This window comes from Pseudoduganella lutea (assembly GCF_004209755.1).
GTDB classification, from domain to species: domain Bacteria; phylum Pseudomonadota; class Gammaproteobacteria; order Burkholderiales; family Burkholderiaceae_D; genus Rugamonas; species Rugamonas lutea.
In genome coordinates this window covers 3,197,448-3,209,955 of sequence record NZ_CP035913.1, presented here as the reverse complement: position 1 = coordinate 3,209,955, position 12,508 = coordinate 3,197,448, and the positions used below count along the sequence as shown (strand labels likewise).

The 12,508-nt window shown below is 67.4% G+C and carries 10 protein-coding genes; 8 read left to right on the top strand and 2 right to left on the bottom strand.

The genetic code is table 11. The features are described 5' to 3' along the window. Positions 1 to 65: 65 nt before the first annotated feature. Positions 66 to 974, bottom strand: coding sequence for a 16S rRNA (cytidine(1402)-2'-O)-methyltransferase (gene rsmI, locus EWM63_RS13560; protein WP_130187009.1), 909 nt, complete (start codon positions 972 to 974; stop codon positions 66 to 68). 10 nt (positions 975 to 984) lie between these two features. Between rsmI and EWM63_RS13555 the strand changes: the two genes are divergently transcribed. The 7 genes from EWM63_RS13555 to EWM63_RS13525 all read left to right on the top strand — a co-directional run bounded on the left by EWM63_RS13555 (position 985) and on the right by EWM63_RS13525 (position 9,469). After that, positions 985 to 2,265, top strand: a complete 1,281-nt coding sequence (locus tag EWM63_RS13555; protein WP_130187008.1) for a penicillin-binding protein activator — start codon at positions 985 to 987, stop codon at positions 2,263 to 2,265. A gap of 7 nt (positions 2,266 to 2,272) precedes the next feature. Then, complete coding sequence (locus EWM63_RS13550) at positions 2,273 to 2,620, top strand: YraN family protein (RefSeq protein ID WP_130187007.1); 348 nt, start codon at positions 2,273 to 2,275, stop codon at positions 2,618 to 2,620. Between the two features lie 114 nt (positions 2,621 to 2,734). Further along, complete coding sequence (locus EWM63_RS13545; RefSeq protein WP_130187006.1) at positions 2,735 to 4,540, top strand: sensor histidine kinase; 1,806 nt, start codon at positions 2,735 to 2,737, stop codon at positions 4,538 to 4,540. 10 nt (positions 4,541 to 4,550) lie between these two features. Then, positions 4,551 to 7,577, top strand: a complete 3,027-nt coding sequence (locus EWM63_RS13540) for a sensor histidine kinase (RefSeq protein WP_130187005.1) — start codon at positions 4,551 to 4,553, stop codon at positions 7,575 to 7,577. Between the two features lie 118 nt (positions 7,578 to 7,695). After that, a complete protein-coding gene (locus tag EWM63_RS13535) occupies positions 7,696 to 8,292 on the top strand; it encodes a phosphoheptose isomerase (protein ID WP_130187004.1) in 597 nt (198 codons plus the stop codon). Next, positions 8,279 to 8,935 (top strand): BON domain-containing protein, encoded by a 657-nt coding sequence (locus EWM63_RS13530; protein ID WP_130187003.1) that lies wholly within the window; start codon positions 8,279 to 8,281, stop codon positions 8,933 to 8,935. Before EWM63_RS13535 ends, EWM63_RS13530 begins: the two co-directional genes overlap by 14 nt. 21 nt (positions 8,936 to 8,956) lie before the next feature. Next, positions 8,957 to 9,469 (top strand): peroxiredoxin family protein, encoded by a 513-nt coding sequence (locus tag EWM63_RS13525; protein ID WP_130187002.1) that lies wholly within the window; start codon positions 8,957 to 8,959, stop codon positions 9,467 to 9,469. Positions 9,470 to 9,518: 49 nt separating this feature from the next. Here EWM63_RS13525 and EWM63_RS13520 read toward each other — a convergent pair whose 3' ends face one another. Beyond that, a complete protein-coding gene (locus EWM63_RS13520; protein ID WP_130187001.1) occupies positions 9,519 to 10,181 on the bottom strand; it encodes a beta/gamma crystallin-related protein in 663 nt (220 codons plus the stop codon). Positions 10,182 to 10,427: 246 nt separating this feature from the next. On the opposite strand from EWM63_RS13520, the gene EWM63_RS13515 reads away from it, so the two are divergent. Beyond that, complete coding sequence (locus tag EWM63_RS13515; RefSeq protein WP_130187000.1) at positions 10,428 to 12,506, top strand: TonB-dependent receptor; 2,079 nt, start codon at positions 10,428 to 10,430, stop codon at positions 12,504 to 12,506. Positions 12,507 to 12,508 lie beyond the last annotated feature (2 nt).

Genomic DNA, 12,508 nt, shown 5'->3' with positions numbered 1-12,508 from the left:
TTTCCTCGAAACAGGGGTACGTCCCCAGTTTTACGCCGGGTCGCCGTATCGCCCCAGTTTTGCCGTTACGTATTTTCCTTCAGCGCCAGCGCCCGGTCGTAGAGCGCATTCTTCTTGGCGCCCGTGATCTGCGCGGCGAGGCTGGCGGCCTGCTTGAGCGGCAGTTCGGCCAGCAGGATCTTCAGCACCCGTTCGGCTTCGGCGTCCTGCGCATCGGATTGCGCGGCGGCGCCTTCCAGCAGCACGACGAACTCGCCCTTTTCCCGGTGCGCATCGCCGGCCAGCCAGGCCATGGCATCGGACAGCGGGCAGCGGTGGATTTCCTCGAACAACTTGGTCAGTTCGCGCGCGAACACGACTTGCCGCGTGGGCTCGAACACGGCCACCAGCGCTTGCGTGAATTCGGCGATGCGGTGCGGCGCCTCGTAGAACACCATCGTGGCGGTCACGTTGCGCAAGGCGGCCAGCGCCGTCTCGCGCTGCTTTGCCTTGGCGGGCAGGAAGCCGACGAAATGAAACTGGTCGTTGATCAGGCCACTGGCCGACAGGGCCGTGACGGCGGCCGACGCGCCGGGCAGCGGCACCACGCGCAAGCCGGCGGCACGGACCGCGTCGACGATCTTCGCGCCCGGGTCGGAGACGGCGGGCGTGCCCGCATCGGACACCAGCGCGATGCGCTCGCCCGCCTGCAGCCGCCGCACGATCGTCTCGCCCGCCTCCCTTTCGTTGTGCATGTGCGCGGCCAGCAAAGGCTTGCTGATGCCGAAGCGCTGCATCAGGTGCGAGGTATTGCGGGTATCTTCGCAAGCGACCGCGTCGACCAGCCCGAGAACGTGCAGCGCCCGCAGGCCAATGTCGGTTACATTGCCGATAGGAGTGGCCACTACGTACAATGTTGCCGTAGGGTACGTTTGAAGCGCGGTCTCGCCGAGCACCGGCAGGGCGGCGATCGGGCTGGATTCGTGAACTGTCATTGGGGGTAGGATGCTGGCGAATAAAATCAAAACACTGCTGTTGTGCGTGGCGGCCGCGCTGTCGGTATCGGCGTGCAGCACGCCTTGCGGCAGCCCGGGGGCATTGTGCGCGCCAATCGAGACCGTGACAAGCCCGGCGCCGCGCGTGACCGCGCCGCCCGAGCGCCCTCCCGCGCCCACACCCGAGGAAGAAGCCCAGGTGCAGACGTTCGCCGTGGCCATGCCCGGCACGCCGGCCGAAGGCCAGGCCGCCGCCACGGTGCCGGGCCAGGCGGTGCGCATCGGCGTCGTGCTGCCGCTGCGTTCCGAAACGCTGGGCCGCGCCGCCGATGCCGTGCGCGCCGGTTTCATGGCAGCCTGGGAACGCGAGCGCGCCGGCTTCGAGGTCACCATCATCGAAACGGGCGATGCCGCGGACGACATCCTCTCCACCTACGAGGCCGCGCTGGCGCAGCAGGACATCATCGTGGGCCCGCTGGCCCGCTCCGCCGTCACGGCCGTCGCCGCCAGCCCGCTGGTGACGAAGCCCACCATCGCGCTGAACCATCCGGAAGACCGCGAAGGCACCACGCTGCCGCCCAAGATGCTGTCGATCGGCCTGTCGATCGAGGAAGAGGCGCGCCAGGTGGCCGAATGGGCCGCGCGCGAGTACCCGGGCGCGAACGTGATGATCCTGTCCGGCAGCACCGCCTGGCAGCGCCGCATCGCCAGCGCGTTCGCCGGGCACGCGCCGCAAGTGGGCATGGCCACGAAGACGCTGGAGCTGACGGCGCTGAACGGTTACCTGAGCGACGGCGAAATGGTGGCACTGCGTGCCCGCCTCGTCGAGCAGCCGGTGGACCTGCTGTTCGCCGCGCTCGATGCCGACCAGGCGCGCCAGCTGCGCGTGGCGCTGTCCGCGCCGCCGCTGAGCGAGATTCCGCTGTTTGGCACGTCGTCGCTGAATCCGGGCCGCGTGTCGCTGTACCAGGGGGCCGAGCTCGATGGCGTGAAGCTGCTGGACCTGCCATGGCAGATCCAGCGCGACAACCCCACGGTGGCAAGTTACCCGCAGCCGGTCCCGCGCGACGACGAGCGCCTCACCGCCGACATGGAACGTCTTTACGCACTGGGCATCGATGCCTTCCGCGTGGCGCGCGAGATCGCGCTGCGCCCCGGCCAGCCGATCTCGCTCGATGGCGTGACGGGCCAGCTGTCGATCGACTTCGGCAACGGCCCGGCGCGCGTGAAGCGCGTGGAGCCAGCCGCCATCTACCGCAACGGCGTGCCGGTGCCCGTCACCACGCCATGATGGCGCCATGGCCCAGACCGACCTGCAGCGCAAGGGCCAGCTGGGCGAGGATGCCGCCCTCGATCACCTGCGGCTGCATGGCCTGGCGCTCGTCGAACGCAACTTCCGCTGCAAGGGCGGTGAGCTCGACCTGATCATGCGCGACGGCACGCACCTCGTCTTCGTCGAGGTGCGCCGGCGCCGCAGCCGCGCCTTCGGCGGTGCCGCCGCCAGCATCACGCCCGCCAAGCAGCGGCGCATGAAGATCGCCGCGCAAGTATTCCTGCTGCGCTACCCGAAATTGCCGCCGTGCCGGTTCGACGTGGTGGCGATCGACGGCGATGCCATCGGCTGGCTGAAGAACGTGCTGGACTGAGCGCCTGCCCCGGCCGGCCCGCAAGCCCGTACCGAAGTGATAACCGAAGTGATAACATGATCGGCTGAGCAATCACCCGCGAGTCCCGCGCGACGCTGCCCCGTCGCCCCATCGATGAAGACACGCACCTACCTACTGCTGATGCTGGTGGCAATCATCGTGCCGGTGGCATGCCTGGCGACGTTCGGGCTGGCGATGCTGTTGCAGTCCGAACGTGAGTCGCGCATCCGCGGCATCGAGGAAATGGCCAATTCCACGTCGCTGCAAATCGACAGCGAAATCGCCAGGGCCGAAGCGGCGAACCGCATCGTGGCCAATTCCCGCGAAATCAGGACCGATGACATCGAAGGCCTGTACCAGCTGCTGTCGGCAACGCGCACCTCGCCCCTGAGCTGGACGATGATCGCGGATTATTCGGGCAGCGGCGTGATCAACACCCTGGTGCCCTATGGCACACCGCTGGCGAAAAACACCGGAAAATGGGCTGCCGACATCTACGACGCGCAACGCACCCGGGTCGGCGGCTACTTCATCGGCGCCAAGTCGAAGCGCGGCGTGGTGTCCGTGAACGTGCCGGTTCCCAAGGCGGTCGGCAGGCAGTATGTCGTCGTGCAGATCTTCGATCCGAATTACTTCAACAAGGTCTTCCAGCGCCATACGCTGGGCCCCGGCTGGATCATCGGTGTGTTCGATGCCAACGGCATCTCGATCGCACGCAACAGGGCCGCCGCGCAATTCGTCGGCAAGCCCGTGCGCCCGGCCCTGTACGAAGCCTCGCGCCGGCAAGCCAACGGCATGGTCGACAACGTCACGCGCGAAGGTGTGCGGGTGTACACCGTCTTCGTCCGCTCCAGCCTCACCAACTGGACCGTGGCCATCGGTGTTCCCGTCGATGAAATCGAATCGGCCGCCCGCTTGACCACCTGGTATGCAGCCGCGGCCTTGCTGGCGATCCTGGGTGTCGCAGTCAGCATCGCCGTCTTTTTCGCACGCCGCATCGACCGGGCGCTCAAGGGGGCGACGTCGGCCGCGCAGGCGCTGGCCGAGGGAACGGTGGTCAGCGTGGCGCCTTCCGGCCTGCAGGAGGCGGACGGACTGTCGCACGTGCTGCACCGCACCGGCCTGGCCCTGGCGCATGAAAGCGCCGCGCGCGCCGCGCTGGAAGACGAGCGCGAACGGCTCCTGGCGATGGAACGGTCGGCGCGGCTGCGCGCCGAAGCCCAGGACGAAGCAAAGGACAACTTCATTTCGATGCTGAGCCACGAGCTGCGCAACCCGCTGGCCGCCCTCACCAATGCCGTCGCCGCCGTCCGCATGCCCGGGATGCCCGCGCCGAACCGGGACCGCGCGTGGGATATCGTCAACCGCCAGCTCGCGCACCTCACCCACATGGTGGGCGACCTGCTCGACGTGCGAAGGGTTTTGTCCGGCAAGGTGACGTTGCGGACCGCCCGCGTCAACGTGGGCGAACTCGTGAAATTCTGCTGCGATGCGAAGATGGTCGCCAATACCAAGGACCATGAATGGATGGTCTGGGTGGAGGATGCCTACGCGACCGGCGATACGAACCGGCTCACGCAGGTCGTCGACAATCTCCTGGCCAACGCCATCAAGTACACGCCGGCAGGCGGGAGCATCTCGGTGCGCACGAGCTGCACCGATGGCATGGTCGTCATCGATGTCAGCGACACCGGGGTCGGGATCGCGCCCGACGTGCTGCCGACCATCTTCGATTCGCTCGTGCAGGGCCCGACGACCATCGACCGCTCGCAGGGCGGCCTCGGGCTCGGCCTGTCCATCGCCCGCGGCCTCGTGCACATGCATGGCGGATCGATCACGGCCGACAGCGATGGCCCCGGTGAAGGCAGCAGGTTCACCGTCCGCCTGCCGCAGGCTGCGGGAGACGCTCCGCCCGCATGATGTTCGACCGATGATCGTCCGCGCACTCAAGGCCTTGCTGTTCCTGCTGGTGGTGGCGGCGCATGCCCTTGCCGGCGCCGAGCCGCCGGCATCACCGCCGGCATCACCGCCGATATCGCGCCCATTGCTGGCCGACTTCACCCATACCGCCTGGACGGCGCTCGATGGCGCGCCGGTGGGCGTCACGAAATTCGCACAGGGGCCGGACGGCTGGCTGTGGATCGCCACGCCGACGGGCCTGTACCGCTACGACGGCGTGCGCTTCGACCGCACCGACAAGGTCCATGGCCACCCGCTCCAATCCAGCAACATCATGGCGCTGACGACCACGCCGGACGGCGCCATGTGGGTCGGCTACCGCGTCGGCGGCATTGCCGTGTTCAGGAAGGATGGCTCGCGCACGTACATGGAAGGCGACGGCGTGCAGCCGGTCGGCGTGATGCACCTGGAAGCCGCGCCGGATGGCGCGATCTGGGCGGCGATGCGCGATGGCGTGGCGGTGCTCGCCCCCGGCGCCAGGCGCTTCGCTTACCTGCGGGAAGAGGCGGGATTGCCGACCCGTGGCGTGTTCCAGGTACTGTTCGCGCGCGACGGCACCACCTGGGTCGGCACCAACTCGGGCGCCTATTTCCGTCGCCCGGGCGAAACCCGGTTTACGCACGCATGGCCGCGCAAGGCGCTGGTGTGGCTATGCGAAGGGCCGGACGGCACGATCTGGGGCAACGATTTCGAACGCGGCTATCACCGCGTGCGCACCGCGCCGCCGCCCGCCGGCCAGCCGGCCGCGCCGGCATTCGCCGGTATCGGCATGCTTTTCGACCGGCGGGGAACGATGTGGGTCACCCATGCCGACAGCCTGGAACGCAAGGTGTCTCCGAATGCCGCCGGCCGGCCCGACCAGTTCCTGTCGCCGCTGAACGGCATCACCGGCCCCATCCTGGGCGCGATCTTCCAGGACCGCGAAGGCAACCTGTGGATCGGCACGTCGGGCGGGATCGACCGGCTGCGGCCGAACCGGCTGCATACGGTGCCCGTCGCCACGCCGCTGGAATATCCGGTGCTGGTGGCCGGGCCCGCCGGCGACATGTGGGTGGGCGATTATGCCCGCGACCTGTGGCGCTACGGTCCCGACGGACGCATCGCCCGGGAAGTGCCGGGCGCCATCACGGCCAGCTACACGGCACCGGACGGCACGCTGTGGCTGGGCGGGATGGAAGGCGTGCTGCGGCGCGATCCGGACGGCACGCTGGCAGCGATCCCGTTTCCGGGCGGCGTCAAGACCTACCGCGTCCATGCCATGCAGCAGGATCGCGAGGGCGCGCTGTGGGCCTCCTTCAATCTCGGTACCGGCGTGCACAAGCTCGTCGGCGGCCAATGGGTCAAGTCGGGCGGCCTGCGCGACATTCCCGAGCTGCTCACCACCGCCATGGCCCGCGATGGCGCAGGCGCGCTGTGGATGGCGCATGTGCGCAGCCAGGTCACCGTCGTCGACGGCGCCAATGTGCGCAGGCTCGGCCCAGCCCAGGGCCTGGACCTGGGGACGGTGCTGACCCTGCACTTCGACAGCAAGGCCGGTTCCGGCGCGATGTGGGCCGGCGGGGAAAACGGCGTGGCGTTGTATCGCAACGGCCGCTTCACGGCCCTGCACGGCGAACGCCAGGAACGGTTCCGCGGCGTGTCGGGCATCGTCCGCATGCCCGATGGCGACCTGTGGCTGCACGGTGCCGACGGCCTGTATCGCGTGCCCGCCGCCAGGCTGGATGGATGGCTCAACAACGGCGCGGCCGTGGACTTCGAGCGTTTCGATGCGCGGGACGGCATGCAGGGCCACGCGACGCAGTTGCGGCCGGTGCCCTCGCTGCGGCGCTCGCGCGACGGCCTGCTGTGGTATGCAACAACAGGCTCGGTCGGTACCATCGATCCGGCCGCCATCCCGCGCAATCCATTGGCGCCGCCGGTCGACATCACCGGCATCGTCGCCGACGGCCAGCCTCATGCCATTGCCAGTCACGCCATCGCCGGCCATGCCATCGCCACGCGGGCGCTCGACCTGCCGCGGGGAACGCGCAACCTGCAGGTCGACTTCACCGCCCTTTCCCTGTCGATCCCCGAACGGGTGCGCCTGCGCTACCGGCTGGTCGGCCTGGATCGCGGCTGGCAGGATGCCGCCGGGCGCAGGCAGGCCAATTACACCAACCTGGCGCCGGGCAGCTACCGCTTCGAGGTCATCGCGTCGAACGAGGACAATCTCTGGAACATGGAAGGCGCCGCGCTGGAGATCGGCATTCCGCCCACGTTCGTGCAAAGCATCTGGTTCAAGTTGCTGCTGGTGGCCGCCACCTTGCTATTGCTGTATGTGGCTTATGCGGTGCGGATCCGCTACCTCACGCGGCTCATGCAGGAGCGCCTGCACGAACGCCTGACCGAACGCACGCGCATCGCGCGCACGCTGCACGACACCCTGCTGCAAAGCATGCAGTCGCTGCTGCTCTCGTTCGACGCGCACAGCCGCTACCTGCCGGAAGGCACAGTGGAACGCACGCGCCTGGACCAGACGCTCGATCTGGCCGAACGCCTGCTCATGGAAGGCAGGGACCAGATCATGGTGCTGCGCGAGTCGGCCGCGCCGGAAATACTGGAGCTGACGCTCGGGCAGTATGGCAAGGGCCTCGCCAGCCACGCTCCGCACGCGTTCGACATGAAGGTGACCGGCACGCCGCGGCCATTGCGCCCCGACGTGCATGAAGAGCTCTATGCCATCGCGCGTGAGGCGCTGTTCAATGCCTCGCGCTATGCGCACGCCACCCGGATCGAACTGGACCTGGGATATGGCGCCACGGCGTTCGTCATGCGCATCCGCGACAATGGCCAGGGCCTGGAGGAACCCGTCGCCATGGCCGGGCACCGCCCCGGCCACTGGGGGCTGGTGGGCATGCGCGAGCGCGCCGGCGTCATCGGTGCCACGCTGGAGATCGACAGCAAGCCCGGTGCGGGAACGGCAATCACGGTATCGGTGCCCGCCAGGAAAGCGTATTGAAAGGCTGTGGCAACATGCCTGAACGCCACCTTTAACCTTTTCATAAGCCTCTTTTGTAAGCATTATTAACAGGCATTGCCGGCCGTGAAGGACCGCAGCACTATATAATTTCAAGACTATGACGAACCAACGCATCCTCTCGCACTTCCACGAAAGTGCCGAAACCAAGATCCAGTCCGCCACCGTGCTCGCGCAACCCATCGCGCAGGCTATCGAACTGATGTTCTCAGCCCTTTCCAACGGCAACAAGATTCTCGCCTGCGGCAATGGCGGCTCGGCAGCCGACTCCCAGCATTTCGCTGCGGAACTCGTCGGCCGCTTCGAGCGCGAGCGCTTCCCGCTGCCCGCGCTGGCACTGACCACCGACACGTCGCTGCTGACGGCGGTGGCGAACGATTACAGCTACCGCGAAATCTTCAGCAAGCAGGTCCAGGCGTTCGGCCAGGCCGGCGACATCCTGCTGGCCATTTCCACGTCCGGCAATTCGGCCAACGTGATGGCTGCGATCGAAGCGGCGCTGGAGCGCGAAATGCGCGTGGTGGCACTGACCGGCAAGGGCGGCGGCGCCATCGGCAAGATGCTGACCGACGCCGACGTGCATATCTGCGTGCCGGCCGAGCGCACGGCGCGTATCCAGGAAGTCCACCTGACGTGTATCCATTGCATTTGCGATGGCATCGACGTCGCCCTGTTTGGAGGAGATGTGCATGAGTAAATCCCTGATGGCCCGCTGGCAGCGCCCCGTCGCGATCGCCCTGCTGGGTGGCGCGTTGATGAGCAGCCTGTCGGGCTGCGTCGGCCTCGTGGTCGGCGGCGCCGTCGCCGGCACCATGGCGGCATCGGACCGCCGCACGTTCGGCGCGCAGACCGAGGACAAGACGATCGCCGTCAAGGCGGATGTGCGCCTGCGTAACGTGCTCGACGATACCGGCCACGTGAACGTGAATGCGTTCAACCGCAAGGTCCTGATCACCGGCGAAGTGCCGAACCAGGCCAAGAAGGAAGCCGTCGAGCGCGAAGTGAAGGCGATCGAAGGCGTGCAATCGGTGACCAACGAGCTGGCGATCGCCGGCCCGGCCAGCTACACGTCACGCTCGAACGACACGCTGCTGACCACGAAAGTGAAAGCCAGCCTGGTCGACGCAAAGGATATTTCCGCCAATTCGTTCAAGGTGGTGACCGAGCGCGGCGAAGTCTACCTGATGGGCCGCGTGACGCAGTTCGAAGCCAACCGCGCGACCGAGATCGCGCGCGGCGTGAGCGGTGTGACGAAGGTGGTGCGCGTGTTCGAGTACATCTCGGAAGAGGAGTACAAGCAGTACCAGAACACACCGGCCCCGGCGCAAGCGTCGAACTGACTGCGCGACTGACGGCCGATCATGAGCACCTCCTCGAAAGCATGGATCAAGCCGGCGCTCGCGGCCGCCGTGATCGCGGGCGCGGGCTTCGCCGCGTGGATGTCGCTGAACAGCGCGCCCGCCGCGCCGCAGGTCACGTTCACCGGCATCAAGGGCGAACGCATCACCCCGACCGACTTGCAGGGCAAGGTGGTGATCGTGAACTTCTGGGCCACGTCGTGCGCCACCTGCGTGGCCGAGATGCCGGAAATGGCCGACACGTACAACCGGTTCAAGGGCCGGGGCCTGGAACTCATCGCCGTGGCCATGAAATACGACCCGCCCAACTACGTGGTGAACTTCACCGAAACACGGCAGCTGCCGTTCAAGGTGGCGCTCGACATCACCGGCGAAGCCGCGAAGGCGTACGGCGACGTGACGATGACGCCGACCACCTTCGTCATCGACAAGAATGGCAAGATCGTCAAGCGCTACGTGGGCAAGCCGGAATTCGCGGCGCTGCACCAGTTGCTGGAAAAGGCGCTGAAGGGATAAGCAAAAAAAGACGCCGCGGCGTCTTTTTTTTCGGCCTTGCCGTCCTGGCTCAGCGCACCCGGCGCACGGACGAGGCCTGGTTGTTCAAGCCTTCCATGGCCGGATAGCGGCCCGGCCCGAAGACCCTGCAACGACCGCGGTAGTCGTCGTGCTCGCAGACTTCCCACTCGCCTTCGCGCACGATCAACGAGCCCGCGCGGTCGTTGAAATCCTTCGAGCGCAGCGAATGCAGGTCGCCCCCGAGCGCGACGCGGTCGCCGCTGAAATTGCGGGCGCCATACAGCTCGACCGGCGGGCCGCGGCGGTCATCGCCCCGGCGGTCGCGCCAGTCATCCCGGCGGTCGTTGCGGTCGCCATGCTCATTGCGGCCATCGCCCCGGTAGCCATCGCGGTCGCGCCGGCGGTCCACCTCGCGCGCCGACGAGGCCACGTCGTTGAAGCCGTTCAGCATCGGGTACTCGCCCCGCTCCAGCACGATGCAGCGGCCACCGAAATCCTTGTGCTCGCACAGTTCCCAGGTACCCGACCGCACGACGACCGAAGACACGCGATCGTTGAAAGCCATGTGCTCGAAATTGGTGGTGGTGCCGCGCACGGTCACCTGGGGCCCGCGGAACTCGGCGTGGGTGTACAGCGCGATCTCGCCGGCGGCAGCGTGGCCGATGGGGATCAGGGTTGCCAGCAGGGCTACGGTGGCGAACAGGCGTTTCATGTTTTTTCTCCATCTCGATGCGTTGACCGGGCGCGACGCGCGCGCGGCTCGTAAAGGCATAACGCGGCGGCGGTGCGGACGGTGCACGCGACAGCTGTAACAAATTCCTACGGCCGGCCTGCACTTCTTCCGCCCCTCGGCTCGCCCCATGCCCGCCGGGCTTTGTCACAGAAGCCAGTGTGCCGGCCGCGGCGCGTTCGATACTCGAGCCTCCAGTGACACGCGGCGCCCCGCCGCACCGATACCGTGCCCATCAGACCAGGAACGACACTTGCCGCAATGCTGGCCGCGCTGGCCGCGTTGTCAAACGCCACGCATGCCCAAGAACCGGCCATCGCGACCGTGACCGTCACGGCGAAAAAAGCGCCCGTCACCAGAAAGCTCGACAGGACAGTCCATGACGTTTCCAGCTCGGCCAAGGCGGCAAACGGCACCGCCCAGGACGTGCTGCAGTCGATACCCGAGCTCTCCGTCACGGCCGACGGGCAGCTCGCGGTCAAGGGTAATTCCCAGGTCACGGTGCTGGTCGACGGCAAGCCGACGGCGATGCTGTCGGGCGACGAGCGGGCGGTGGCGCTGCAGACCATGGCCGGGGCCGACATTGCCAGCGTCGAGGTCATCACCAATCCGTCGGCCGCCACCGGCGCCAGCGGGGGCGCGGTCGTCAACATCGTGTTGAAGCGCAACCGCAAGCCCGGCACCCATGCGCAGGTTCGCGGCAGCGCCGCGGACCAGGGCTTGTGGAACCTGGGCATGTCGGGCGACGCGACAGGGAAGGATGTCAGCGTGCATGGCAACGTGGCCTATCGCCACGACGGCACGCGGAAATTGCGGTCGTCGGCGGTCGGCTGGCACGATCCGCTCACTGGCCAGGCCGGGCAAACGGCGCAGGCATCGAGCGTGTTCGTGCGGCGCATCGTCCACAGCGCGGCACTGGGCATCGATTACACCTTGAGCGCCACCGATAGCGTCAGCCTGTCGGCGCGGCATAACGGGCGCCGTTCGCGCCCCTTGCTCGACACGCTCAACACGACCCGCACCGACGCTGGTGAGTCCCTCTTCCACCGTATTTCGTACGGCCCCAACGAGCAGTCCGACGACAGCGCGAGCCTGGCCTGGAGCCACCAGGGACCGGGCCAGGCGCTCAAGGCGATGGTCCAGCGCAGCAGGACCGTCGCCCTGGTCGACAAATCCTACCGGGACGTGTTCGTCGAACCCGTGCAGGCCACCCGCTACAGCCGCGGCGCCACCCGGTCGGCACGCCGCCTCGACCAGGCCACATTCGACTGGAGCCAGGCATCGCGGCACGGCCAGTGGAGCATGGGCACGGATTTTCGGGACGACATGGACGATCTCGCCAACTACCAGGCCGCCGTCGACCCTGCGACGGGCGGGGAGACGCCCGACCCCGGCACGACCAATGGCTACGCCGTGCAAACCACGGTGAGCGCCGCCTACGTGACCGACAGGATCCGGCACGGCAAATGGGAAGTGCTGCTGGGCGGACGCTTCGAGCGCACGGCGCTGCGGATCACGCCGGCCCAGGGCACTGTGCAGGCGAGGCACTGGCACGCCATGAACCCCAGCCTTCATGTGCGATATGCCGCCACCGACAAGGCGGAGCTGACGCTGGCCTATCGCCGCGGGCTCCAGCGGCCCGATCCCCGTGACCTCAATCCCTTCACCACCTATGTCGACGCGCAAAACCTGAACCGCGGCAATCCCGGCCTCGGGCCGCAGCGCCTGGCCTCATGGGAAATCGGCGCCAACGCGGCGGGCAAGCATTTCAGCGGCAGCCTCGGTGCCTTTCATCGCACCAGCCGCGATACGGTGGTGGAGGCGCGCAGTGTCGCCGGCAACGTGCTCGTCACGTCGAAGCAGAACGGCGGGATCGCCCGCTCGGCCGGCATGACCGGTTTGCTGGACTGGACGCCCGATGCGACGCTGCGCCTGGGCATGGACGGCGGTGCCTGGCGCGTCGCGCTCCGGACGCCCGACCTCCCTGGCCTCGTGCGCCAGCACGGCATCGCGGGCTACGTGAATTTAAAGATGGGCTACAGCACCGGACAGGACGACCTGTCGCTCGATGCGCACATCCAGTCGTCCAGCATCACGCCCCTCGGCCGCCAAGGCTCGACCAGCAGCGTCAATGCGACCTGGAAGCGCGCCCTCACCGGCACATGGAGCCTGACGGTCAATGCAAACGATGTGTTCGACGGCAGCAGGCGCACGTACCGGACCGATGCGAGCACGTTCCGCCAGGCCGGTTTCGACCATTTCGTCGCGCGGCGGGTCTACGTGGGATTCGTCAGGAAAATAGAGTGAAG